This is a genomic window from Prauserella alba, from assembly GCF_024171735.1.
In the GTDB taxonomy this organism is placed as follows: Bacteria; Actinomycetota; Actinomycetes; order Mycobacteriales; family Pseudonocardiaceae; genus Prauserella; species Prauserella alba.
Genome location: NZ_JAMTCH010000004.1, coordinates 510,961 through 535,212, shown reverse-complemented (window position 1 = coordinate 535,212; position 24,252 = coordinate 510,961). Strand labels below are relative to the sequence as shown.

General features: G+C 67.6%; 20 protein-coding genes. 13 read left to right on the top strand and 7 right to left on the bottom strand.

What is annotated here, in order from left to right; genetic code table 11:
* The first annotated feature begins 18 nt into the window (after positions 1–18).
* From LY12_RS11355 to LY12_RS11320, 8 genes are read left to right on the top strand one after another with little or no spacing between them, the layout of a single operon-like run.
* The gene (locus LY12_RS11355) at positions 19–873 is read left to right on the top strand and encodes an FAD binding domain-containing protein (protein ID WP_253855787.1); all 855 of its coding nucleotides are present in this window, start codon (positions 19–21) and stop codon (positions 871–873) included.
* The gene (locus LY12_RS11350) at positions 870–3,278 is read left to right on the top strand and encodes a xanthine dehydrogenase family protein molybdopterin-binding subunit (protein ID WP_253855786.1); all 2,409 of its coding nucleotides are present in this window, start codon (positions 870–872) and stop codon (positions 3,276–3,278) included. Before LY12_RS11355 ends, LY12_RS11350 begins: the two co-directional genes overlap by 4 nt.
* A complete protein-coding gene (locus tag LY12_RS11345; RefSeq protein WP_253855785.1) occupies positions 3,275–3,778 on the top strand; it encodes a (2Fe-2S)-binding protein in 504 nt (167 codons plus the stop codon). The genes LY12_RS11350 and LY12_RS11345 overlap by 4 nt, the downstream gene beginning before the upstream one ends.
* Positions 3,775–4,485: an SRPBCC family protein gene (locus tag LY12_RS11340; RefSeq protein WP_253855784.1), complete on the top strand. Its 711-nt coding sequence runs from the start codon at positions 3,775–3,777 to the stop codon at positions 4,483–4,485. Before LY12_RS11345 ends, LY12_RS11340 begins: the two co-directional genes overlap by 4 nt.
* Entirely contained in the window at positions 4,472–5,125 is a 654-nt protein-coding gene (locus LY12_RS11335; RefSeq protein WP_253855782.1) for an isochorismatase family protein, read from the top strand. The genes LY12_RS11340 and LY12_RS11335 overlap by 14 nt, the downstream gene beginning before the upstream one ends.
* Positions 5,122–5,979 carry an alpha/beta fold hydrolase gene (locus LY12_RS11330; protein ID WP_253855781.1) on the top strand — a complete coding sequence of 286 codons (858 nt, stop codon included), beginning with the start codon at positions 5,122–5,124 and terminating at the stop codon, positions 5,977–5,979. Before LY12_RS11335 ends, LY12_RS11330 begins: the two co-directional genes overlap by 4 nt.
* Before the next feature lie 13 nt (positions 5,980–5,992).
* Positions 5,993–7,036, top strand: coding sequence for a 2,5-dihydroxypyridine 5,6-dioxygenase NicX family protein (locus LY12_RS11325; RefSeq protein ID WP_253855778.1), 1,044 nt, complete (start codon positions 5,993–5,995; stop codon positions 7,034–7,036).
* Between the two features lie 5 nt (positions 7,037–7,041).
* Positions 7,042–7,797 carry a maleate cis-trans isomerase family protein gene (locus LY12_RS11320; RefSeq protein ID WP_308292103.1) on the top strand — a complete coding sequence of 252 codons (756 nt, stop codon included), beginning with the start codon at positions 7,042–7,044 and terminating at the stop codon, positions 7,795–7,797.
* Here LY12_RS11320 and LY12_RS11315 read toward each other — a convergent pair.
* From LY12_RS11315 to LY12_RS11300, 4 genes are all read right to left on the bottom strand, one after another.
* Positions 7,782–8,405 carry an FMN reductase gene (locus LY12_RS11315; RefSeq protein WP_253855775.1) on the bottom strand — a complete coding sequence of 208 codons (624 nt, stop codon included), beginning with the start codon at positions 8,403–8,405 and terminating at the stop codon, positions 7,782–7,784. The genes LY12_RS11320 and LY12_RS11315 overlap by 16 nt on opposite strands.
* Positions 8,402–9,508: an LLM class flavin-dependent oxidoreductase gene (locus LY12_RS11310; RefSeq protein WP_253855773.1), complete on the bottom strand. Its 1,107-nt coding sequence runs from the start codon at positions 9,506–9,508 to the stop codon at positions 8,402–8,404. Before LY12_RS11310 ends, LY12_RS11315 begins: the two co-directional genes overlap by 4 nt.
* 297 nt (positions 9,509–9,805) lie before the next feature.
* Positions 9,806–11,461 (bottom strand): MFS transporter, encoded by a 1,656-nt coding sequence (locus LY12_RS11305; protein WP_253855771.1) that lies wholly within the window; start codon positions 11,459–11,461, stop codon positions 9,806–9,808.
* A 77-nt stretch (positions 11,462–11,538) separates the two neighbouring features.
* Positions 11,539–12,150, bottom strand: coding sequence for a TetR family transcriptional regulator (locus LY12_RS11300; protein WP_253855768.1), 612 nt, complete (start codon positions 12,148–12,150; stop codon positions 11,539–11,541).
* Positions 12,151–12,289: 139 nt separating this feature from the next.
* Between LY12_RS11300 and LY12_RS11295 the strand changes: the two genes are divergently transcribed.
* From LY12_RS11295 to LY12_RS11285, 3 genes are all read left to right on the top strand, one after another.
* Positions 12,290–13,216 (top strand): NADP-dependent oxidoreductase, encoded by a 927-nt coding sequence (locus LY12_RS11295; protein WP_253855766.1) that lies wholly within the window; start codon positions 12,290–12,292, stop codon positions 13,214–13,216.
* Between the two features lie 671 nt (positions 13,217–13,887).
* Positions 13,888–14,355, top strand: coding sequence for a serine hydrolase (locus tag LY12_RS11290; RefSeq protein ID WP_253855763.1), 468 nt, complete (start codon positions 13,888–13,890; stop codon positions 14,353–14,355).
* Positions 14,356–14,700: 345 nt separating this feature from the next.
* Positions 14,701–16,344 (top strand): TIGR04141 family sporadically distributed protein, encoded by a 1,644-nt coding sequence (locus LY12_RS11285; protein ID WP_253855761.1) that lies wholly within the window; start codon positions 14,701–14,703, stop codon positions 16,342–16,344.
* A gap of 128 nt (positions 16,345–16,472) precedes the next feature.
* Here LY12_RS11285 and LY12_RS11280 read toward each other — a convergent pair whose 3' ends face one another.
* The 3 genes from LY12_RS11280 to LY12_RS11270 form a co-directional block, all read right to left on the bottom strand.
* Positions 16,473–17,681, bottom strand: coding sequence for an acyl-CoA dehydrogenase family protein (locus LY12_RS11280; protein ID WP_253855759.1), 1,209 nt, complete (start codon positions 17,679–17,681; stop codon positions 16,473–16,475).
* 22 nt (positions 17,682–17,703) lie between these two features.
* Positions 17,704–18,999 carry an acyl-CoA dehydrogenase family protein gene (locus LY12_RS11275; RefSeq protein WP_253857305.1) on the bottom strand — a complete coding sequence of 432 codons (1,296 nt, stop codon included), beginning with the start codon at positions 18,997–18,999 and terminating at the stop codon, positions 17,704–17,706.
* Between the two features lie 246 nt (positions 19,000–19,245).
* On the bottom strand, positions 19,246–20,655 hold the full coding sequence (locus LY12_RS11270) for a TetR/AcrR family transcriptional regulator (RefSeq protein WP_253855757.1): 1,410 nt from the start codon (positions 20,653–20,655) through the stop codon (positions 19,246–19,248).
* A gap of 163 nt (positions 20,656–20,818) precedes the next feature.
* Between LY12_RS11270 and LY12_RS11265 the strand changes: the two genes are divergently transcribed.
* Together LY12_RS11265 and LY12_RS11260 are read left to right on the top strand one after the other, a co-directional pair.
* Positions 20,819–22,030: an acetyl-CoA C-acetyltransferase gene (locus LY12_RS11265; protein ID WP_253855755.1), complete on the top strand. Its 1,212-nt coding sequence runs from the start codon at positions 20,819–20,821 to the stop codon at positions 22,028–22,030.
* A 16-nt stretch (positions 22,031–22,046) separates the two neighbouring features.
* Positions 22,047–24,218, top strand: a complete 2,172-nt coding sequence (locus tag LY12_RS11260; RefSeq protein WP_253855753.1) for a 3-hydroxyacyl-CoA dehydrogenase NAD-binding domain-containing protein — start codon at positions 22,047–22,049, stop codon at positions 24,216–24,218.
* The last annotated feature ends 34 nt before the right edge of the window (positions 24,219–24,252 follow it).

Genomic DNA, 24,252 nt, shown 5'->3' with positions numbered 1-24,252 from the left:
GCAGGGAGGAGCGTCACGATGAAACCACCACCGTTCACCTACCACCGGGCGCGCGATGTCCAGGGCGCGGCGGACCTGGTCGCCGAGCTCGGGGAAGATGCCAAGTTCCTCGCCGGCGGGCAGAGCCTGATCCCGATGATGAACTTCCGTCTCGCGCGACCGGAACATCTGATCGACATCGGGCGGCTGCGCGAACTGTCCTTCGTGGACGCGCGAGCCGACTCCCTGCGGGTGGGTTCGTTGAGCACCCACCGGGCGGTGGAGACGGCGGATCTCGGCGCGGGATTCGCGGTCGTGCGCGACACCATGCGGTGGATCGGACACCTGCCGATCCGGGCGCGGGGAACCGTCGGCGGGAGTCTCGCGCACGCCGATGCGACCGCCGAGTGGTGCCTGCTCGCCGTGCTGCTCGACGCGGACATCGTCGTCGCCGGTTCCGGCGGCCGGCGGCGGACGATCGCCGCGCGCGAGGCGTTCCTCGGCTTCTACACGACGGTGCTGGAGGAGGACGAATTGATCGTGGAGGTCTTGTTCGGCAGACCTGCTCCGCATGCCGCCGTGACGGAGTTCGCCGAGCGCAAAGGCGACTTCGCGCTCGTTTCCGCGGCCGTCGACCTGGACCTCGGTGCGGGCACGGTGTCGGGTGGCCGGGTGGCGCTCGGCGGCGTCGGGCCCGCAGTGACGCGGGTTCCCGAGGCCGAGCAGGTGCTGCAGGCGGGTGGACGAGCGGGAAGGGAACTGTTCGAGGAGTGTGCCCACGCGGCCGCAGCGGCCGTCGAGCCGCCGGAAGACGGCGATGCGGGCACCGAGTACCGCAAGGCGCTGGTGCGCAATCTCGTGATCCACGCGTGTGAGGAGGCGGTGGCCCGGTGACGTTCGGAGCGGCGACAGAAGGCGGGGAGCGCGAACCGGACCTCCGGGTCGACGGCAGCTGGGTCGGAGCGCCGGTGACGCGTAAAGAGGATCCGCGGCTGCTGACCGGTGGCGCGCAGTTCGTCGACGACATCCATCTCCCGCGGATGCTGCACGCGGCGTTCGTGCGCAGCACGGTCGCGAGTGGGCGCATCACGTCGGTCGACCTGTCGCGGGTGCTGGAGGTGCCGGGCGTCGTGGCCGCGTTCACGGCCGAGGACCTGCACCTCGGTGACATCACGCCGCGGCTCGACCGGCCGGCGGAGGAACACACCGAGACGTCGATGCCGATCCTGGCGCGCGAGCGGGTGCGTTTCGTCGGGGAACCGGTGGCGGTGGTTCTCGCCGACGACCCGTACGCGGCCGAGGACGGGATCGAGGCCGCCGAGGTGACCTACGACGTCACGCCGCCGGTGCTGTCGGAGGTGCAGGCGCTCGCCGCCGGTGCGAACGCCGTACACGACGAGGCGCCCGGCAACGTGTTGCTCGACGTGTCGATGTTCGCCACCGACGGCATCGACGACGTCTTCGCGGAAGCTCCGTGTGTGGTGCACGTGCGGGCCAGTACGGGCAGGCAGAACGCGTTGCCGCTGGAAACCAGGGGCGTCGTGGCCGGCTGGGACCCGCGGGCGCAGCAGCTGCTGGTGCAGACGTGCACGCAGGTGCCGCACCAGGTGCGCACGGCGCTCGCCGGCTCGCTCGGCATGGCCGAGAGCGCGGTGCGGGTGCTCGTGCCGGACATGGGCGGTGGGTTCGGCATCAAGTGTGTGGTGGGCCGTGAGGAGATCGCCGTCGCAGCGGCGGCCACGCGCGTGCGCAGGCCCGTGAAGTGGATCGAGGACCGCAAGGACTCGCTGTCGGCGTCCTTTCTTGCTCGTGAGCAGCGCTACGACGCGCGTGCGGCGTTCGACGAGACCGGGCGCATCCTCGGCCTGGACGTCGACGTGCTGTGCGACATGGGCGCGTACTCGTGCTATCCGTTCACGGTCGGCATCGAACCCCTGATGGCCTCGTCGGAGATGCCCGGCGTGTACCGGGTACCCGCCTACCGCGTTCGCGGGCGTGCCATCGCGACGAACAAGGCGCCGACGGCTCCCTATCGTGGCGTGTCCCGTCCGCAGCATGTGATGGTCATGGAGCGGCTCGTCGAGCGTGCCGCGCGGGAGCTCGGACTGGACCCCCTCGAGGTTCGCCGCCGGAACCTGATCACGGTGTTCCCGTACACCGGTGTCAACAACGTGACCTACGACCCGGGTTCCTACCTCGAATCCCTCAACCTGTGCGAGCGAGTGATCACCGACGAGGGGTGGTACGAGACCAAGCGTACGGCCGCGGAACAGGGAAGGTTTCTCGGCATCGGGTACGCGTGTTTCAACGAACGCACCGGATACGGGTCCGACGCGTTCGCCAAGCGCAAGATGCAGGCCGTCCCGGGCTTCGACATCTCGGAGATCCGGATGGACACCGCGGGTTCCGTGGTCGTCACCACGGGAACGATGAGTCACGGCCAGAGTCATGAGACGACCATGGCGCAGATCGTGGCCGACAAGCTGGGCCTGCCCTTGGACAAGGTGAGGATCCAGCAGGGCGACACGGACCGGGTGACCTACGGATGGGGTTCGTTCGCCAGCCGGTCGATCACCATCGGCGGGACTGCCGTGGCGCTCGCCGCGGGAAACCTGGGCGGAAAACTCGTCGAGCTGGGCGCACATCTGCTCGAAACGCAGCGAGACAACGTCGAACTCGCCGACGAGGGGGTGCGGCAGAGGGACGACCCTTCCCGTGCATTGTCCTATCAGGATATAGCCGACGTTGCTTACCTGAAGTCGCATCTGCTGCCGAAGGACACCGAACCGGGTCTGCAGGCGAGTGCGAGCTTCGACGGCGTCGGAGACGGCACGTTCTCCAACGCCAGCCACGGCGTCGTCGTCGAGCTGCACCGTGACACGGGGCGGGTGGAGATCCTGCGGTACGTCTGCGTCGAGGACTGTGGCGTGGCGATCAATCCGCAGGTCGTCGACGGCCAGGCCAGGGGAGGCATCGCCCAGGGCATCGCCGGTGCACTGTTCGAGAAGGTCACCTACGACGACAACGGTGAGCCGTCGGCCGCGAGCTTCCTCGACTACAAGGTGCCGACGGCCTGTGAGATCCCGGACGTGTCGATGCATCACCTCGAGACACCGTGCCTGTTCACCGACAACGGCGCGAAGGGAGCGGGTGAGGGCGGCACGATCGGTGCGCCCGCGGCCGTGCTCAACGCCGTCAACGACGCACTGCGTCCCACCGGTGTGGAACTGAACGACACGCCGATCACGCCGCAACAGGTATTCGACGCGCTGACCGGCGCACTGGAGGTCGCCCCGTGACCGAACACGACAAGGTGCTGCTGACCCTGCAGGTCAACGGCGCTTCCCACGAGGTGGCCGTCGAGGCACGCCGCACCCTCGCCGACACGTTGCGGCACGACCTGGAGCTGACCGGCACGCACGTGGCGTGTGAACACGGCGTGTGCGGTGCCTGCACCGTGTTGGTCGACGGCGACCCCGCCCGTTCCTGCCTGATGTTCGCCGCGCAGGCGGAGGGCAGCGAGATCCGGACCGTGGAATCCCTTGCCGGTGACGACGGGACATTGTCCGACCTGCAACGGGCGTTCTCGGCGAACCACGGACTCCAATGTGGATTCTGTACACCGGGGTTTCTCATGCTCGCGGAGGGCTTTCTCGCCGAACGGCCGGACGCAGGCCGTGAGGAGATCCGGGAGGTCGTCTCATCGAACCTGTGCCGCTGCACCGGGTATCAGACCATCGTGGACTCGATCCAGGACTGCGCCGAACGCAGGCGTGAAACGAAGGAGACCAGCGCATGATCCTCGAACACGAGATCTCGGTACCGGCACCGCCGCATGAGGTGTTCACGCTGCTCGGTGACGTGGAACGGGTGGCCGGATGTGTGCCCGGGGCGGCGGTCGAGGGCAGGGAGCCCGAGACGGGCGGTGGCGAGGCGTATCGCGGCAGGGTCAAGGTGAAGGTCGGCCCGATCTCCGCCGAGTACACGGGCGTGGTCCGGTTCCTGGACGTCGACGACACGGCACTCTCACTGCGCCTGCAGGGACGCGGCGCCGACGCACACGGCAACGGTGATGCCGAAGCCGAGGTGCTGGTGACACTGATCGACACCGGCGGAGGCACCACGGTGTCTCTCAAGACCGACCTGGTGATCCGCGGCAAGATCGCACAGTTCGGCAAGGGCGCGATCAACAAGGTCTCGGACCGCATCCTCGAACAGTTCGCGGTGAATCTGGCTGCGCTGCTGGCGGGCGACGGTGCGCGGGTACAGGAGGCCGCCGCGGGTGGCGTGACACCTCACCCGGCCACCGAGTCGTCGGCACCCACTGCCACCACCCCCGCATCCGCCCCGTCGGAACTGGACGGACTGGCACTGGTCGCCGGACCGCTCGCGAAATATCTGCCCGTGGCGGGTGCGTTCGCGATAGGCCTGGCCCAGGGCTGGCTGTTGGCCACCGTCCGGTCACAGGCCAAGCAGCTCAAGGAGGTGCGCCGTGTACGGAGCTGACACCGACGAGACGTACTCCGGTGCGGGGTTCGGCGCACCGATCCGTCGTGGTGCACGACCGGCGATCGTCGTGGTCGACCTGACCAACGGATTCACCCGGGACGAGTATCCGACGGGTGCCGACCTGACCGACGTCGTCGGTGCCACCGCGACGCTCGTCGAACGCGCAAAGGCTGCCGGGGTGCCGGTCGTGTACACCACGATCGCCTACACGCTCGCGGAGGCGCGCGGCGACGTGCTGCCGTGGCTGGACAAGGCTGCGGGCATGCGATCGCTGGTGGAAGGTAGCGCCGAGGCCGCGGTCGACGACCGGCTTCCGTTCGGCGAGCAGGACCACCTCGTGACGAAGAAAGGGGCGTCGGCCTTCTTCGGAACGTCACTCGCGGCGATGCTCGTGGCAGCAGGCTGCGACACGGTGCTGGTGTGCGGCGCGACCACGAGCGGCTGTGTCCGCGCCACGGCCGTCGATGCGGTCCAGTCCGGCTTCCCGGTGCTCGTGCCGCGGGAGTGTGTCGGTGACCGTGCCTCGGGTCCGCACGATGCGGCGCTGTTCGACATTCATGCCAAGTACGGCGACGTGATCGACCTCGACGACGCCCTGAATTACCTGACGAACCCGGAACCGGTGAGCACTCGATGACCCGACGCCTTCTCACACAAGCCGCCCTGGCGGACCTCGCGGACGTACCGGCCACGAGCAGGTGGGTGGTGAAACCGGACGGTCTTCGCTTGCACGCACTGGACTACGGCGGCGACGGCACGCCCGTCGTGGTCCTGCCGGGGATCACCAGCCCGGCGATCACCATGGACTTCGTGGCCCGGCGGCTCACCGATCTCGTCCGTCCGGTCGTGGTGGATGTGCGTGGCCGTGGCCTTTCGGACGACGGGCCTTCCGCGACGTTGCGTGACTACGCCGACGACACCGCCGCCGTCTCCGCCGCTCTGGGACTGCGGCGACCGATCCTGCTGGGGCACTCGATGGGCGCGCGGATCGCCGCGATGCTGTCGACCACGATGGACGTCGACGGTGCCCTCCTGGTCGATCCGCCGATGAGCGGACCGGGCCGCGGGCCGTATCCCACCACGCTCGCGATGTTCCTGACCCAGCTGGAACAGGCGCAGCGCGGTACCGACGCCGACGAGGTGGCCGGATGGTGGCCGACGTGGCCGCTGCGCGAGCAGGAACTGCGGGCGCGCTGGCTCGCCAGCTGCGGAGCGGATGCGATCACCGCGACACACCACGGCTTCGAACACGAAGACTTCTTCGCCACGTGGCCGTCGGTCACGGCCGCGCCGGTGCTGATGTACGGCGCGAACAGCCCCGTCGTCACGGCGGACGGGGCCCGTGAAGCCGCGGAGTCCAATCCGGACGCGCGAATGATCGAGATTCCGGAGGCCGGGCACATGGTGTTCTGGGACAACCCGGAGGGCGCGCTGAGCTCGGTGCGTACCGCGCTGCAAGCCATGACCAGCGCAAGTTCGACGATGCGATGAATGTGGAGGACCAATGAATCCGAACCAGCTCAACGACATCTGCCTTCGGCAGCTCACGTTCAGCGGGGTGCACGAGGCGGAGACCGTCGCGGTGCTCTCGCGCGGTGCGGAACGGGCGGACTTCGCCGACTCGTTCATGTTCGCCGCTCAGCAGCTCGGGGCTAGCACCTATCATATGCGGCTCCCGGACGCGGCGGACGCGGCGGGTGCGTGGGCGGTCGGCGAATCAGGGCTGGCGGGCAATCCACTTGCAGTGGACGCACTCAAGCAGGCGGACATGCTCGTGGACCTGACGTTCCTGTTGTTCAGCAAGGAACAGTTCGCGATCCAGGACGCGGGAACCCGGATCCTGACCTGTGTCGAGCCCGCGCCGCTGCTGGCCAAGCTGATGCCGACCAAGGAACTGCGGGAACGGGTCGAAGTCGGCGACGAGATCCTCAAGAAGGCCAAGACGATGCGGATCACGAGCCCGCACGGGACGGATGTGACGTACCAGCTCGGCGTCTACCCGACGATGACCGAGTACGGCTACACCGACACTCCCGGCCGCTGGGACCACTGGCCCGCCGCCTTCGTGTTCACCGGAGGCGCCGACGACGGTGTCGACGGCACGATCGTGCTCGCACCGGGCGACGTACTCCTGCCGTTCAACACGTACGTGCAGAACCCGGTGAAGTTGACCATCGAGAAGGGATTCATCACCGACATCCGCGGACTCGACGGTGCGTCGAGTCTGGACGCGGATCTGCTCGCGTCGTACATCAAGTCGTTCGACGACCCACGCGGATACGGCATGTCGCACGTCGGATGGGGCCTCGACGAGCGCGCACAGTGGCACGGGTTGACGCAGTTCCCCGGTGGCATGGGAATGGAGCTGCGCAGCTTCTACGGCAACGTGATGTTCTCCATCGGACCGAACAACGAACTCGGCGGGCCGAACGACACCCCGTGTCACTTCGACATCCCGATGCGCGGGTGCTCGCTGTTCCTCGACGACGAGCCGATCGTCGTCGACGGCGATGTCGTCGTTTCGGACATGCGGCCGGGCGGGAAGTGATCGCCGTGGCCGACCACCACATCGGACTCATCGTTCCCAGCTCCAACCTGACGATGGAGACCGAACTCCCGCGGATGCTGCGGGCACGGGAGGAGGCCGACCCCTCGGATCGTTTCGTGTTCCACAGTGCGCGGACGCGCATGCAGCAGGTCACCGAGGAGCAGCTGCGGGCGATGAACGCCCAGTCGGAACGCGCGGCTGCCGAGCTGGCGGATGCGCGGCCCGACGTCGTCGCCACGGCGTGCCTGGTGGCGATTATGGCCCAGGGGCCGGGCTACCACTGCACCGCGGAGGACGCGATCACCACGGCCATGCGCGCCGAAGGTGCTCAGGCTCCCGTCGTGTCGAGCGCGGGGGCGTTGCTCGACGGCATCGGTGCACTCGGAGCGAGTCGGGTCGCGATCATCACGCCATACCTGAAACCGCTCACGAAGCTGGTCGCCGACTACATCGAGGACGCGGGCATCGAGGTCGTCGACGCGCTCAGCCTCGAAGTCCCGGACAACCTCGCCGTGGGCAGGCTGGACCCGGCCGGCCTGCGTGAGCACTGGAAGAAGCTCGATCTGTCGAACGCAGACGCCCTCGTGGTGTCGGCGTGTGTGCAGATGCCGTCCTTGCCGGCGGTACAGGCGGTCGAGGACGCGGCGGGGTTGCCCGTGTTGTCGGCGGCGACCGCGACGACCCACCGCATTCTGACCGAGCTCGGCCTGCCCGCGACGGTGCCGGGTGCGGGCAGGCTGCTCGCTCAGACGTCGAGCTGACCGAGGCTCGCCAGCTGCTGCTCGAAGGGGACGAAGTCCGAGAAGCCGTCGCTCGCGCGGCGGCTTCTCGGCGCTCCGGTCATGGCGCCCGCCAGTTCGCCCGCCGCGCGGTCGATGCGGGCGTGCAGTTCGCTCGCGTCCTCGCCGCCCCAGTCCTGCGACGCCGCGTACACGCCGGTGGGCATCACCGTGGCGCGCAGGTAGGACAGCAGCGGCCGCAGGGCGTGGTCGAGGGCCAGTGAGTGGCGGGGTGTACCGCCCGTGGCTCCGATGAGCACGGGTGTTCCCGTCAGGGCGCCGGCATCGATCACGTCGAAGAACGACTTGAACAGCCCGCTGTAGGAAGCGCTGTAGACCGGGGTCACGGCGATGACGCCGTCGGCGCCGGTCACGGCGTCGAGCTCGGCCTGCAGCGCCGGACTCGGAAAGCCCGTCACCATGTTCTTGGCGATGTCGACGGCCACGTCGCGCAGTTCGACCACGCGGACCTCGGGCTCCTCGCCACCGGCGTCGCCGAGCTGCTTGGTGAGCGATTCGGTGATCCGGTCGGCCAGCAGCCGGGTCGACGACGGCGACGTGGTGCCCCCGGACACGATCGTGAGCTTCATCGGGCCTCACCCGCAGTAACGGTCTCGGTGTTCTCGGCGGCCAGCAGCGAGGCGTGCGTCGGGGCGTCCGGCACGTGTGCGGGACGGTTCTTGGCGAACTCCTCGCGCAGCACGGGCACGACCTCCTCGCCGAGCATGTCGAGCTGTTCGAGCACGGTCTTCAGCGGCAACCCGGCGTGGTCGACGAGGAACAGCTGCCGCTGGTAGTCGCCGACGTTCTCCCGGAACGTCAGGGTGCGGTCGATGACCTGCTGCGGGCTGCCGACCGTCAGCGGGGTCTGCTCGGTGAACTCCTCGAGGGACGGCCCGCCGCCGTACACCGGCGCGTCGTCGAAGTACGGCCGGAATTCGCTGACGGCATCCTGCGAGTTCTTGCGCATGAACACCTGGCCGCCGAGCCCGACGATGGCGCGGTCGGCGGAACCGTGGCCGTAGTGTTCCCAGCGCTGCCGGTAGAACTCGACCATGCGGCGGGTGTGCTCGAACGGCCAGAAGATGTGATTGTGGAAGAAGCCGTCGCCGTAGTAGGCGGCCTGTTCCGCGATCTCCGGGGTGCGGATCGAACCGTGCCAGACGAACGGTGGCACGCCGTCGAGCGGACGCGGCGTCGACGTGAAGCTCTGCAGCGGCGTGCGGAACTTGCCTTCCCAGTCGACGACCTCTTCGCGCCACAGCTTGTGCAGCAGGGCGTAGTTCTCGATGGCGAGCGGCACGCCCTGGCGGATGTCCTTGCCGAACCACGGGTAGACCGGGCCGGTGTTGCCGCGGCCCATGATCAGGTCGATGCGGCCGTCGGCGAGGTGCTGCAGGTAGGCGTAGTCCTCGGCGAGCCGCACCGGGTCGTTGGTGGTGATGAGGGTGGTTGCCGTGGACAGGACGATCCGTTCCGTCTGCGCGGCGATGTGGGCCAGCAGCACCGTCGGGTTCGGCGGGGCCGCGAACGGCGGATTGTGGTGCTCGCCGGTGGCGAAGACGTCGAGCCCGACCTCTTCGGCCTTGCGCGCGATCCGCACCGTCGCCTTGATCCGCTCGTTCTCGGACGGCGTCGTGCCGTTGGTCGGGTCCGTGGTGACGTCCCCGACGGAGAAGATCCCGAACTGCATCGCTGTCACCCTGCCTCAGGTAGTTGTGCGTTCAACTAATAACCCTAACGGCAGCGACTCGGACGCTATTCCCGCCCCCGTGAGCCGGTCCGTCCCCCGGCGATGTGAAGCCCCCAAGGGCACCTTGGGTGCGTTGAGCGCCACTTTTCTTCCCCTCGTTCGTCGGGGCGCGCGAGGGGAAGAATAGGAGCGTTGAGTGCACCCAAGGTGCCCTTGGGGGCAGTGGTCGGTCCGGCCGAGGTGCGCCGGTGCTTCGGCGCGTAGCCGGGAGCGGGACCTCGTGCCGGGCCGTTTGCCCTACACGTGTGCGGGTTGCGGCGTGTCCTGCGGGGCGATGATGAACTCGGGCTCGCGCCTTTTGCTCGGCATGGCGATCAGCGTGCCGATCGCCGCGACCGCGGCGAGCCCGGCCGCGGCGAGCATGGCCCAGTTCATGCCGGTCATCCACGCGTCGGTCGCCAGGTCGACGAACCGTTCGGTCACCGCAGGGCCGGCCTGCTGCTCCAGTGCGGGCGCCACGCCCTGCACGGCCGCGGGGAAGCTGCTCTCGGCGGCCGCGGCGGCTTCCGGTGGCAGTCCACCGGTCGCTTCGCCGATCCCGTTGCTGTAACCCCGCGCGATCAACGAGCCGAGGACGGCGATGCCGATCGAGACGCCGAGCTCACGCACCGTGTCGTTCATCGCCGAGCCCATCCCTGACCGGTTCTTCGGCACCGACGCGATGATCAGGTTCGTGGCGGGCGGCATCACGAACACCATCCCGAAGATCACCACGAACAGCGGCAACAGGATGCCCCAGTAGCCGGTGTCTCCGTCCCAGGTCGAGCACAGCAGGAAGCCGGTCGCGATGATCACCAGTCCGAGTCCGACGGTGAACCGCGAGCCGATCGCCGCCGCGACCCTCGGTACCAGCGGCGACAGCAGCAACATCGGCAGCATGATCGGCAACGTCGCCAGTGCCGACTGCAGTTCGCCGTACTCGAGCACCAGCTGGAACAGTTGCGCCAGCAGGAAGAACGACCCGCCGAGCGCGAAGAACGCGATCGTCACCGCCGCGGACGACGACGAGAACAGCGGGTTGCGGAACAACTTCATGTCGAGCATCGGGTGCGGCGTGCGCCGTTCCCACCAGATGAACAGCCCGATGCCGGCGATCGCTGCGGCGACGGCGACGAGCACGCCGGGCCGGGTCCAGCCGTCGTGCGGCCCCTCGATGATCGCGTAGACGAGACCGAGAATGCCCACCGTCGACAGCAGTCCACCGAACCAGTCGATCGGCGTGCGCTTCTCGTCCTTCGACTCGTGGGACAGGATCTGGTTCGCGACGAAGGCGACGACACCGAACGCGACGCTCATCAGGAACGCCGATCGCCAGTTCCAGAACTCCAGCAATACGCCGGAGAACACGGTTCCCAGTCCGGCACCGGCTCCCGCGACACCGGTCCACACGGCGATCGCACCAGCTCGCTGGCTGCGCGGGAACGTCGTGTTGATGATCGACAGCGTCGACGGCATGACCATCGCGGCGCCGATGCCCATCACCCCGCGCGCGACGATCAGTTCGATGCCGCTGTCGGCGATGAGACCCGCGTAGAGCGACGGCACGGTGAACAGCACCATGCCGACCTGCAGAACCAGCTTCCGGCCGTAGCGGTCCCCGATCGCACCCGCGGTGAACAGCAGCGCCGCGAACACGAGGGAGAACAGGTCGACGACCCACGTCTGCTCGGCCTGGGTGATGCGCAGATCGCTCGTCATGCCCGGCAGCGCGAGGTTCATGCTCGAGTTCGCCAGCATCACGGCCAGCAGGCTCGTGCACATCGCGGCGACGATGATCCAGCGTCTGCGGAACACGTCGAGGGAGATGCCCTCGGCGACCGCTTCGTCGAGTTGCCGTTGTCGGCGCTGCGGTTTCGACTCGGCCGTCGTGGCGGACGCGCCGGGTTGGCTCATCGAGACTCCTTCGGACGGTGGTCGGTTCCTCCGTGCCTGCGGCGGGCGGGGGTGGTCGGTGCTGCGGGCGGAGACGGTCAGTGCTGCGGGCGGATGCCGTCGCGCAGCAGGTCGACGACGGTGTCGACGTGCCGTCCGGGGTCGCCGCCCTGCGCGACCCAGGTGCGGCTCGCGACGCGCAGTGCCGCGCCCGCCGTTTCCAGGACCAGCTGGGGGTACACGTCCCGGTCGGGATCGCCTCCGGTGAGACGGGCGATGTGGGCTTTGCCCTGCCGGAGCAGGTCGGCCGCACTCGGTTCACCGGGCGCGTGCGCCTCGGTCGCGAGCACCATCGAGGGGGAGGCCGTGGCGAGGGCGTCCGCGGCGGCGATGAGTGCCGGGTCCGCCTCCGGGGCGGTCATGGCCGCGTGCAGCGCGTGGCGGACGGCCTCCCACGCGGGCTCGCCGTCCGGACGTTCGGTGAGGGCGTGGGTGAACGCCGCCGCGAGGGCGTACAGCGGCCGGACGAACGCGGCGTCCTTGGTGGGGAAGTAGTTGAAGAACGTGCGCCGCGACGTCCGTGCTCGCTCGGCGATCGCGTCGACAGTGATCTCCTCGGTACCGCCCGCCTCGGTGGCCAGATCGATGGCCGCGCGGCACAGCGCGAGTCGCGTCTGCACGCGCTTCGTCTCCCGAATTCCCTGCCGCATACGGGCCACACTACGCGCACACTCTGCACTTGAGTGCAAAATTCCGTGCTCGTGTAAGTGACGACACAGGAGCGTCGGCCACACCTGCGGTCAGGTTCGGCCGGGAATGCGCGTCCGGAGCATCCTCGTTGCACGGCGTATGAAGGCGATCGTTCTCAATCGGTACGGCGGACCCGACGAGCTGACCGTGGCCGACCAGCCCGACCCGAAGGTGGCGCCCGGGGAAGTCCTGGTGCGCGTGAAGGCTGCCGGCGTCAATCCTGTCGACTGGAAGCTCGCCGCGGGCGGGCTCGACCCCTTGATGGAGACACGTTTCCCGCTGATCCCCGGCTGGGATGTGGCCGGTGTCGTCGAAGCGGTCGGCCTGGACGTCGACGAGTATGCCGTTGGCGACGAGGTGATCGGCTACGTCCGCAAGGACCACGTGGAACTCGGTTCGTACGCCGAATTCGTCTCGGCAGGCGTGCGGCTGCTGGCTCCGAAGCCGGCCTCGCTCGACTGGGCACAGGCTGCCGGACTGCCGTTGGCGGGGCTCACGGCGTATCAGGCGCTGCGCAGGCTGGGCGTCGGCGCGGGGGAGACCGTTCTGCTCCACGCCGCCGCCGGCGGCGTGGGGGCGCTGGGCGTCCAGGTGGCGAAGGCACTCGGCGCGCGGGTGATCGGCACGGCGAGCGAACACAACCACGCGTTCCTGCACGAGCTCGGCGCTGAACCCGTCTCCTACGGCGAGGGCCTGGCCGACCGGGTGCGTGAGCTCGCGCCGGACGGGGTCGACGCGACCGTCGATTTCGTCGGCGGTGAGGAAGCGGTCGACGTCTCCCGGCAGGTCACGAAGGACCGCACCCGCGTGGCATCGATCGCCGATCCGGCGGTGGCCGAGTACGGCGGCCGGTACATGTGGGTGCGGCCGAGTGCCGAGGACCTCACCGAACTGGGCAGGCTGGCCGACGCCGGCAAACTGGGCGTGCACGTCGACCGCACCTATCCGCTCGCCGAGGCCGCCGTGGCATGGCGGGTGAGTCAGGCGGGCAACGTCCGCGGCAAGCTCGTCCTGACGGTCAGCTGACTTCGCCGTTCCCCGGGCGGAAGGCCGACAGGCTCGACCTCGACGCGCTGCCGGGGACCATCGAGTCGGAGACGTGCGACGCACCGGAACGGTTTCGGCCGGGGATCAATCGGCGGGGGATCAATGGGCGGGGGATCAAGCCGTGTCCGGTGCACATCGGAATCGCCCATGTCGGCCACCGCGAGTGTGCCGTCGCCGGGGGTGCGCGGCTGTCGTTGCGCGGTTGTAGTGGTGAGGGATCATCCGATCGCGCCGGGCTGCACCTCGCCGTACGCGCTCGTTGGAATCGCCCAGATGGCGTGATCCGAGATCGCGTAGTGCGAGACGGCGTGATCCGAGACGGCGCAGTGGGAGTAGCCCAGCGGGAGATGGCGCAGCCGGAGCTGGGGCGGTGGCAGGAGGGAAGTAGGCGCGGCTGTCCTCGCCTGAGGCTCCGGTTTCCGGGGCGTCGGTGTCTGAAGCTCCGGTGTCTTAGGCTCCGGGGCTGGAGCGGGCGGTGCCGGAGCGAGTAGTGGGCGGTTCCGTGGTGTCGCCGTCGTCCTTGGTGTGGCACGTTTCGTCGTGTGGCACGTTGTCGTGGTGTGGGGCCGGAGCGAGCGGTGGTGAATGTTCCCGCGCTTCGCGACGCGGTCGGGCGGGCCGAGCGCCGCCCTACGGCCGGGATCGACAACATGGCCGCGTTTCATGCCGCGCAGGTCGCCGATCGGTCGCATCGCGAGGTCGTCGGGCCGTTGCTGCCCGGTGCTGGCCCGAACGGCCTGGTGAGCTTTCGGGGCGCGATCATCGCCGAGTGGGGTGACGTCGACCGGCCCGAGATGTGTTTCTCGGTCACCAAGACCGTGCTGTCCGCCGTCGCGGGTGCGGCTTTCGACCGCGGACTGCTTCCGGACGTGCATGCTCCGGTCGAAACCACGGTCGACCTGCCGCTGCACCTCGGGCCGGAACTGACGTGGCACCATCTGCTCCAGCAGACCAGCGGGTGGGCCGGACAACTGTGGGGGAAGCCGGCCTACGCCGATGTGCAGAGTCTGCGCGACGGCGGTTCGGCCACGTACGCCGCGCCGGGCTCGGAGTGGGCCTACAACGACGTGCGGGTCAATCTGCTGGCGCTCGCTCTCACCGCGCTGTGGCGCCGGTAGGGCCCTTGGCGCCGTGTCACCGGCCGTTGTCACGATCCGGTGACGGAGTAGAGGCGGACGGTAACGAGCGGTCCGAGTCGGCCGACGGCCCTGACAGAGACTTTGAGGGGGTCTGATGGTCGACGTCGACATGCGCGCCGCTGGCGGCCGCCGACCTGTGCCGGGCGCTGCGGTCCGCACCGACCGGTCGCCGGGCGGAGCGGAGCGGGAGCCCGGCGTGCCGGGGTGGGTGCGGACCGCAGCCCGGCGACGGGCTCGGAAGCCGACGTGCGCGCCGCCGACGGCGGCGCGCCTTGATCCCACAGAGCCAAGTTCGGCAGTGCAAAAGATCGGAGCTAGCGGCTGATGGCATCGAACGATCGCGAGGTGTCTGTCTATCGCTTACAGGGTGGCCTTTCACTCGCAGAGTACCTCCTGGAGCCTGATGACCAAGTTCGTTCGAGCGACCAGGAACTCGAACAAGATGGTGTTTCGTGCTTAATTCGTTATGGTCATCTTGAAACGCATGAGCCGCAGTGGGTTAGCCACGCAAGAGACCTCACCGGCCTGTCGCTCTCGTTGCCGAGAATGTCCCCTTTCGCGGTTTTGCTAATCGATGAAGGGAAGTGGGTCTACGCACTTACCTGGGGCGACGGGTACTTGATGCTTGATCGGGAGACGCGTGCGGATCCGGGGTTCGGCTTGGCGTTTGCGATCAGAAGGCTCGATGAATTTCACATTGGCGCCATGACGCTGCACTCGCTAGATTCTTCTGCGCGTACGGCGCAAATTTCCTATCCTGGTGGGGCTGATGTCGGGAAGTACGGCGTTGCAAGATTTGGTGAAATCGTCGGCCGTCTTCGAGGAAGCGCGGACCTCTCAGATTTGACCTATGGAAAATCACGCAAAACAAAAAAGGACAGGATAATCTCGGGGCTAGATTCATTAAGGGTCCCGGTGGCACGCCAATTTGATGGCATGCGTAGCGATTTGGATGCTATATCACGAGTCGTAGACAGTCCTACTCCGGACAATTCACTGCGGTCTGTAACCGCGGTGCGCCCCATAAAGTCGGGACACCCGATGCTGCCTAAACTGCAAACAGCTCTCGTTCGTTCGCTTAAGAGCAAAGCAAGCAAGTCTGTTGCCCAGGGGACGCCGCTTGAGTTGGCTGAATCCTCGGACGAATTGATGTCGGTTAAGGTCCTTCGCTTAGCGGGAAGCGGGCCGATGCTGATCAAGGTAGATGAGTTGTTGGAGGAGATCAAAGGTAGGATTGGCCGGCTGGATGAGCATGATGTCTACGACTCGCTGCGAACGGGTTCCATCCAGGCCTATTCCGATAGCACAGGTACGGAGAAGGTGCGAGGCACCACGAGCGCGCTGAAGTGGCTTTACTTCGAGAAAACCATAGGGAACCACCGATATATTCTCCGATCGGGCAGTTGGTATCAGATCGGCGAAAATTACGTTGACCAGATTCGAGATGAAGTAAGTCGTCTCCTTGAAAACAAGTATGACGTTGAATTTCCGTTATGGAATGGGTCTGGCCAGGATAGTGACGAAAATTCTTATAATAAACTGGCCGCCGAGAGGCTTGGTGCGGTCTGTTTGGACGCAAAATTTGCAAAGACGACGCAAAATCCAAAGATTGAGTTGTGTGATATTTACACGAGCTCGCATGAACTCGTACATGTTAAATGGCTCGGTAGTGCGTCTTCATTAAGTCATCTTATTGCGCAAGCTGAAGCATCTATTAGCGCGTTAACGTATGAACCTGCTGCAATGGAATGGCTGACTAGTCAGCTGAACCAGAGTTCGAAAGGTAGGATAATTCCTAAGGGGGTACCGTCAACCGTAGTCCTCGCCTGCGGTGGGCGCAAATGGAAGGCGCGCGATCTGTTCGCAATGTCGCAAATCAACCTGTTAAGGTTTGCCAACGCGTTGCCTCCGAATGTTGACCTAAAATTCGCTGATATTCCCTACGGGCCTAAACCGAAAGCGAAGTAGGCGGGCGCAACTATTCTGTTCAGAAACTAACGACACGCGATACTAGCTAGCACAGGAAGTTGGCAAACAAGGAAACCGCCCGCTCACTGCGCAACACAGTCGACGGGCTGTTTCCCTTGTTCCACAACCTACTTCAGTTCGGCGCTGGACTTGCCGAGCAGGCGCCGGGCGATGATGAGCTGCTGGATCTGCTGGGTGCCTTCGAAGATGTCGAGGATCTTCGCGTCACGGCTCCATTTCTCGAGCAGCGACTCCTCCGTGTAGCCGTACACGCCGGCGAGCTCGACGCACCGCAGCGTGATGTCCACACCGGACCGTCCCGCCTTGGCCTTGGCCATCGAGGCCTGCAGTGAATTCGGCTTGCGGTTGTCGGCCATCCACGCCGATTCGAGGGTGAGCAGGTAGGCCGCTTCGTAATCGGCCTCCAACTGGAGGAACGTGGCGGCTGCGGCACTCTGGGCGTTCGCGGGCTTGTCGTAGTCGATGTCGACGCCTGCGTCCTCGAGCACACGCCGGGTCTCCTCCAACGCAGCCCGCGCGACGCCGACCGCCATCGCAGCGACCATGGGTCGGGTGTTGTCGAAGGTCTGCATGACCCCCGCGAAACCCGTCTTCGTGTCGATCTCCGGGCTGCCGAGCAGGTTCTCCTTGGGAACACGGCAGTTGTCGAACCGCAGCACGGCCGTGTCCGAGGCGCGGATGCCGAGTTTGTGCTCCAACCGCACCACTTCGAAGCCCGGCGTGCCCTTCTCGACGACGAACGACTTGATCGCCGCGCGGCCCTTCGACCGGTCCAACGAGGCCCACACGACGACGCAGTCCGCCCGCTCACCCGCGGTCACGAAGATCTTCTCACCGTTGATGACGTACTCGTCGCCGTCGAGTTCCGCGGTCGCACTCACCGCCGCCGAGTCGGAACCGAAGCTCGGCTCCGTGATCGCCATCGCGGCCCACTTGCCCTTGAACCGCTCGAGCTGCTCGTCGTTCGCCACCGACGCGATCGCCGCGTTGCCGAGGCCCTGCCTGGGCATCGACAGCAGCAGCGCCACGTCGCCCCAGCACATCTCGATCGCGCCGAGCACGGTGGACAGGTTGCCGCCGTTGCGGTTGCCCCTGTCGTCGTCGCCGTCGTCCTTGCGTACCCCGGAGGCGCCGGCGCCGCCCTCACCGGACGAATTCAGACCGTCCAACAGGGACGCCAACATATCCAGCTCGGTAGGATACGCGTGCTCGGCACGGTCGTACTTCCGCGAATTCGGGCGGAACACTTCCGCTGCCGCCTGGTGCGCCTGGTTGACCAGCGCCTTGGCCTTCTTGGGGATCTCGAGGTTGATCACAGCAAGCCCTTTCTGCGCTGCTCTACAGGAGAACGATGCCGTCGACGGCGCCGATCGCGCGCAGGTCGCGGTACCAGCGCTCCACGGGGTGCTCCTTGATGAAGCCGTGCCCGCCGAGCAGCTGCACGCCCGCGCTGCCGATCTGCATGCCCTTGTCCGTCGCGAGTTTGCGGGCCAGTGCGACCTCGCGGGCGTAGGGCCTGCCCTGCTCGGCCCGGGAGGCGGCACGCAACATCGTCAGCCGCATGCTCTCCAGCTCGATCGCGATGTCCGACACCTGGAACGCCACCCCCTGGCGGTGGCTGATCGGCTCGCCGAACGCTTCACGCTCGTTGACGTACGGGACGACGTAGTCGAGCACCGCCTTGCCCGTGCCGCACGCGAGCGCCGCCCAGCCGATCCGGGACAGGCGCACGACGTCGGCGAACACCTCGCGGCTGCCGCCGCCCAGCAGCGCGCCCGCGGGCAGCGTCACGTTGTTGAGCACGAGCTGCGCCGTCGCGGCGCTGCGCAGGCCCATCGCCGGCTCGGCTTCCACCGACACGCCCGCGGTGGCCGCCTCGACGATGAACAATGCGGGACCGCGGCCTTCGAGGTCGGCCGAGATGACGAACAGTTCGGCGTCCGCGCCGCGCGGCACGAGCGATTTCACGCCGTCCAGCCGGTAGCCGTTCGGGGTGCGCTTCGCGCGGGTCCTCGGGGTGAACGGATCGAACAGCGGGGTGCGCTCCTGCAGCGCCAGCGCCGCGGCCGGCACATGCTCACCCGCGAACGCGGGAACGTAGGTCGCCTGCTGGTCGGCGTCGCCCCACTGCACGAGCGTGTTGCTCACCGCCGACGGCGCGAGCACCGCCACGGCCAGCCCCATGTCACCGTGGGCCAGCGACTCGGCCACCAGCGCGTTGGTGACGACCGACCGCTCCGAGCCGACACCGCCGAGCTCCTCGGGGATGCCGATCTGCGTCACGCCGAGTTCGGCGGCCCTGCCCAGCAGGCCGTCCGGGGGCGCGAGCTTGTCGTCGGCCTCGGCCGCCGCGGGCCGCAGCTGTTCCGCCGCGAACTCGTCGACCGTCTCGACGATCATCTGCTGCTCGTCGGTCGGTTCGAGGTCGAACAGCGAGGCCTCGGGAGCCTTTTCGAGGCGCGCCGGCTTGCCGAGCCGCGTCGTCGCCTTGAACGTGCGGTTGGCCGCGCCCACCGCCTGGAAGCCGGCACGGGTGGCCGACGAGACGAGACCCTCCACGGGCTTGCGCAGCCCCGCGCGGTCGATCAGCTTGCTTCCTGCCAGCCGGTTCAGCGCGGCGAGGCCGAGGCCCATGGCGTCGCGCCCCTGCTGCGGATTCTGTCGAGCCACAGTCATCCCCTTCGGTTACCTACTCGCGAGTAGGTTAACGCGAACGCCGGTGACTCGCCAGTAGGGGGCGCGCGAGGCCGAGGTGGCGCCTCCCATGGCGCGCGGCCTTCCGGGACGAGCGCGGCCGGTCACGGCAGAGTGTGCGAGTCGCGGCCGGGTGAGGGTCGGAGCCGAGGTGAGAGTCGGGACGGAGACTCTGCACGGCGTGTCCTACTGGGCGTGTCCGACCTGGCCGGACGGCTCCGTCGACCGCGGGGCCCGTTCCGCATCGTGGGTGTGTCCGCCCAGCACGGTGGCCATGAGCGTGACCAGCTCGGCGGGAAGGTCGGGCCTGCGATTGACCCTGCGGGTCCGGGTGAGGTCGTTCGCCACGGTGAGTGCGGCGTGCACGGTGATCTTCGCTTCCCTGGCGTCGAGTTCGGGGCGTGCGGCTTCCAGCAGCCGGACCCAATGGGCGACGTACTCGCGCTGGATCCGCAGTAGTTCGGGGCGGTCGCGTTCGTCGATGTGCACTCGGTCGACGGAGAACGACACGAGCAACTCCGGCTGGCCCGTCAGTGTCGCGACGTAGGACTCGGCGAGCCGCTGCAGCGCCGGCCACTCGCCGTCGGAACGCAGCGCGTCCTCCGCGGCGAGCAGGAGACGGTCGCCCGCCCTGCGCCCGATGGCGCCCAGCAGGCTCGCCTTGCTGGGAAAGTGCCGATACACGCTCGGCCCCGCGATGCCGGCTGCACGGCCGATGTCGTCCATGCTGACGGCGCTGAACCCGTGGGACGCGAACAGCTCGGTGGCCTCGGTGAGGATCTGCTCTCGACGGGACGGTGCCGTGAGCGGTTCGGCCAGGGCGCGGCCACCGGGCGCCGCCACACCCGATGCCGCACTCGACGTCGGCGCCTGCGATGTCACAGGGTCATCCGTTGCAGCGCCGTGCGTCACAGTGCCGTCCGTCGCCGTGCCGAATGCCGTGGTGGGGGAGGGTGCGTCGGTGCCGGGCGGTGCGGAGCCGGCAGGCAGGTCGGTCTTCAGTACGCGGGTGGCGATGTCGACGAGCAGCTGTTCGAACCGTCGTTTCGGCACGCTCGTGCGGTGGACGGACACGCTGCCGAACACCGAGAGTCCCGCCCAGCACAGCAGTTCGGCGTCCTCGGGTGGCAGTTCCGGTCGGACCCGCAGCAGCAACTTGGTCCACGTCGCGAGCATTGCCCCGGAACGTTCCCGCAGGTCACGCTGGGTTTCGACGTCGAGGTGCCTGCCTTCCCAGCGCCACAGTGCCGCGGCGTCCCTGCGGTCGACCGATTTCCCTGCGAGCTCCGCCAGCAGAGTGCTGAGCTGGTCCGGTGAGGGGTGGGCGCCTGCCAGGGATGCGGCGCCGGTGGCGTCCTCGATCTCTTCCAGGCCTGCGCGCAACACGTGCGCGAGGATCGCCTGCTTGTCCTTGAAGTGGCGGTACAGCGCGGGCCCCGTGATGCCGGCGGCCGCGGCGATGTCGTTGATGCCCACCCCGTGATAGCCGCGCGCACGGAACAGCTCGGCCGCGACGGCGGCGAGCTGCGTCTTGCGGTCGCGGGGCCGCTTGTCGCTTGCGCGGGGCCCTTTGCCGCCGGGTGCTGTCCGTGCCATAGGTGAGACAACTTTAGCGTGGCCAGTTCAGCTGACAACCCATTGACACCATGGGAATAAGGCGGATTATGTTAGTAGCGATTAGCACCGGATCTACATGCATGGACACTGTCGACCAGGTCGGCTGCGTGCTTGCCGTCAGCCGCGAGGAAGGACCGTTGGTGTGAGTACAGAGGCGTTCATCTACGAGGCGATCCGCACGCCTCGTGGCAAGAACAAGGGCGGAGCCCTGCACGGGACGAAGCCGGTCGACCTGGTCACGGGTCTGATCGACGAGCTCAAGAGCAGGCACCCGGGTCTCGACCCGGCCAGGATCGAGGACATCGTCCTCGGCGTCGTCTCGCCGGTCGGCGACCAGGGCGCCGACATCGCGCGGGCCGCGGCGATGGCGGGCGGCCTGCCCGACACGGTCGCGGGCGTGCAGCTCAACCGGTTCTGCTCGTCGGGTCTCGAAGCCGTCAACCAGGCCGCCGCGCGCGTGCGCTCCGGTTGGGAGGGCCTGCTGCTGGCAGGCGGCGTCGAGTCCATGTCGCGGGTTCCCATGGGCACCGACGGCGGCGCGATGTTCACCGACCCGGCGACGAACTACGACACCTACTTCGTGCCGCAGGGCATCGGTGCCGACCTGATCGCCACCCTCGAGGGCTTCTCGCGTGACGACGTCGACCGCTTCGCCGTCCGTTCGCAGGACAGGGCCGAGGCGGCGTGGTCCGGTGGCTACTTCGCCAAGTCGGTCGTGCCGGTCAAGGACATGAACGGCGTGACGATCCTCGACCACGACGAGCACCGCAGGCCCGGCACCACGGTGGAGGACCTGGCCAAGCTCAAGCCCGCCTTCGAAGGTATCGGCGAGATGGGCGGTTTCGACGCGGTGGCGCTGCAGAAGTACCACCAGGTCGAGAAGATCGACCACGTCCACACCGGCGGCAACTCGTCGGGCATCGTCGACGGCGCCGGGCTGGTGCTGATCGGCAACGAGCAGGTCGGCAAGGACCTCGGCCTGACGCCGCGGGCTCGCATCGTGTCGGCCGCGATCACGGGATCGGATCCGACGATCATGCTCACCGGTCCGACGCCCGCCACCGAGAAGGTACTCGCGCAGGCGGGCATGACCACCGACGACATCGACCTGTTCGAGCTGAACGAGGCGTTCGCCTCGGTCGTCATGAAGTGGATGAAGGACCTGAAGCTCCCCGAGGAGAAGGTCAACGTCAACGGCGGCGCCATCGCGATGGGTCACCCGCTCGGCGCCACCGGCGCGATGATCCTCGGCACGATGGTCGACGAGCTGGAGCGGCGCCAGGAGCGGCGCGCGTTGCTGTCGCTGTGCATCGGCGGCGGTATGGGTATCGGCACGATCATCGAGCGTGTGTGAGGGCGAGCGAACAACAATGACTGAAGCCAAGACCATCCGCTGGGAGCAGGACTCCGACGGCATCGTCACCCTGACGATGGACGACCCCAAGCAGTCGGCCAACACGATGAACGCGGACTACCGCGAGTCGATGGGCGTCGTGCTCGACCGTCTCGAGTCCGAGAAGGACTCCATCACCGGTGTCGTGCTGACCTCGGCGAAGAAGACGTTCTTCGCGGGCGGAGACCTGAACGACCTGATCAAGGCGACGCCCGACGACGCCGCCGAGATCACGGAAGCGAGCAACGAACTGAAGGGGCAGCTGCGCCGGCTCGAGACGCTGGGCAAGCCCGTCGTCGCCGCCGTCAACGGTGCGGCGCTCGGCGGCGGCCTGGAGATCGCGCTGGCCTGCCACCGCCGGATCGTCGCCGATGTCAAGGGCACGGCCATCGGCCTGCCCGAGGTGTCGCTGGGCCTGCTGCCCGGCGGCGGCGGCATCGTGCGCACGGTCCGCCTGCTCGGCATCCAGAGCGCCATCATGAACGTCCTCGTGCAGGGTCAGCGGCACCGGCCCGCCAAGGCACTGGAGCTCGGCCTCGTGGACGAGCTGGTGTCCAGCGTGGACGAACTGCTGCCGAAGGCCAAGGCGTGGATCAAGGAGAACCCCGAGGGCGGCGTGCAGCCGTGGGACCAGAAGGGCTTCAAGATCCCGGGCGGCAGCCCGTCGAACCCGAAGTTCGCCGCCAACCTGCCCGCGTTCCCCGCGAACCTGCGCAAGCAGCTCAAGGGCGCGCCCATGCCGGCGCCGCGTGCCATCCTGTCCGCCGCCGTCGAGGGCGCGCAGGTCGACGTCGACACGGCGAGTCTGATCGAGACCCGCTACTTCGTCAGCCTCGTCACCGGCCAGGTCGCGAAGAACATGACCAAGGCGTTCTTCTTCGACCTGCAGGCCATCAATGCAGGAGAATCGCGCCCCGACGGCCACGAGCAGTACCAGGCCAAGAAGGTCGGCGTGCTCGGCGCGGGCATGATGGGTGCCGCCATCGCCTACGTGTCGGCGAAGGCCGGCATCGACGTGGTCCTCAAGGACGTCTCGCAGGAGAACGCCGAGAAGGGCAAGGGCTACGCGGCCAAGCTCGAGGAGAAGGCGCTCAAGCGGGGCAAGACCACGCAGGAGAAGTCCGACGCGCTGCTCGGCCGCATCACACCGACGGCCGACCCGGCCGACCTGAAGGGCGTCGACTTCGTCATCGAGGCCGTGTTCGAGAGCACCGAACTCAAGCACAAGGTGTTCCAGGAGATCGAGGACGTCGTCAACCCCGACGCCGTGCTCGGCTCCAACACCTCCACGCTGCCCATCACCGGCCTGGCCGAGGGCGTGCAGCGGCAGGAGGACTTCATCGGCATCCACTTCTTCTCGCCGGTCGACAAGATGCCGCTCGTGGAGATCATCCGCGGTGAGAAGACCTCCGACGCCACGCTGGCGAAGGTCTTCGACTACACGCTGCAGATCAAGAAGACGCCGATCGTGGTGAACGACAGCCGGGGCTTCTTCACCTCGCGGGTCATCGGCACGTTCATCGCCGAGGCCGTGGCCGCGCTCGGTGAGGGTGTCGAGCCGGCCACCATCGAGCAGGCCGGTTCGCAGGCCGGCTACCCGGCGCCGCCGCTGCAGCTGATGGACGAGCTGACGCTCACGTTGCCGCGCAAGATCCGGGTCGAGACCAAGGAGGCCATCGAGGCCGCAGGCGGTACGTGGGACGCCCACCCGTCGGAGGCGATCATCGACCGGATGATCGACGAGTTCGACCGCAAGGGCCGTTCGACGGGGTCGGGTTTCTACGAGTACGACGACGAGGGCAACCGGACACAGCTGTGGCCGGGCCTGCGGGAGGCCTTCGACAGCGGAAGCGGCGACGTTCCGTTCGAGGACCTCAAGGAGCGCATGCTCTTCGCCGAGGCGCTGGAGACCGTGAAGTGCTTCGACGAGGGCGTGCTCAACACCGTCGAGGACGCCAACATCGGCTCGATCATGGGCATCGGCTTCCCGCCGTGGACCGGTGGTGTGATCCAGTACATCAACGGCTACGAGGGTGGTCTGCAGGGCTTCGTGGCGCGCTCCAGGGAGCTCGCCGCGCGCTACGGCAACCACTTCGAGCCGCCGGCCTCGCTGGTCGCCAAGGCCGAGAAGGGCGAGATCTACGAGTGATCGCCTTCGCCTGAGCCAGGCGTGAACGAACGGC

Bases quoted from the DNA above. Each gene is read 5' to 3' on its own strand.
- LY12_RS11330 (WP_253855781.1), top strand. From the start codon at position 5,122: ATGACCCGACGCCTTCTCACACAAGCCGCCCTGGCGGACCTCGCGGAC.
- LY12_RS11300 (WP_253855768.1), bottom strand. From the start codon at position 12,150: ATGCGGCAGGGAATTCGGGAGACGAAGCGCGTGCAGACGCGACTCGCG.
- LY12_RS11305 (WP_253855771.1), bottom strand. From the start codon at position 11,461: ATGAGCCAACCCGGCGCGTCCGCCACGACGGCCGAGTCGAAACCGCAG.
- LY12_RS11290 (WP_253855763.1), top strand. From the start codon at position 13,888: ATGGCCGCGTTTCATGCCGCGCAGGTCGCCGATCGGTCGCATCGCGAG.
- LY12_RS11270 (WP_253855757.1), bottom strand. From the start codon at position 20,655: ATGGCACGGACAGCACCCGGCGGCAAAGGGCCCCGCGCAAGCGACAAG.
- LY12_RS11275 (WP_253857305.1), bottom strand. From the start codon at position 18,999: ATGGGCCTCGGCCTCGCCGCGCTGAACCGGCTGGCAGGAAGCAAGCTG.
- LY12_RS11310 (WP_253855773.1), bottom strand. From the start codon at position 9,508: ATGCAGTTCGGGATCTTCTCCGTCGGGGACGTCACCACGGACCCGACC.
- LY12_RS11260 (WP_253855753.1), top strand. From the start codon at position 22,047: ATGACTGAAGCCAAGACCATCCGCTGGGAGCAGGACTCCGACGGCATC.
- LY12_RS11295 (WP_253855766.1), top strand. From the start codon at position 12,290: ATGAAGGCGATCGTTCTCAATCGGTACGGCGGACCCGACGAGCTGACC.
- LY12_RS11315 (WP_253855775.1), bottom strand. From the start codon at position 8,405: ATGAAGCTCACGATCGTGTCCGGGGGCACCACGTCGCCGTCGTCGACC.
- LY12_RS11285 (WP_253855761.1), top strand. From the start codon at position 14,701: ATGGCATCGAACGATCGCGAGGTGTCTGTCTATCGCTTACAGGGTGGC.
- LY12_RS11340 (WP_253855784.1), top strand. From the start codon at position 3,775: ATGATCCTCGAACACGAGATCTCGGTACCGGCACCGCCGCATGAGGTG.
- LY12_RS11355 (WP_253855787.1), top strand. From the start codon at position 19: ATGAAACCACCACCGTTCACCTACCACCGGGCGCGCGATGTCCAGGGC.
- LY12_RS11325 (WP_253855778.1), top strand. From the start codon at position 5,993: ATGAATCCGAACCAGCTCAACGACATCTGCCTTCGGCAGCTCACGTTC.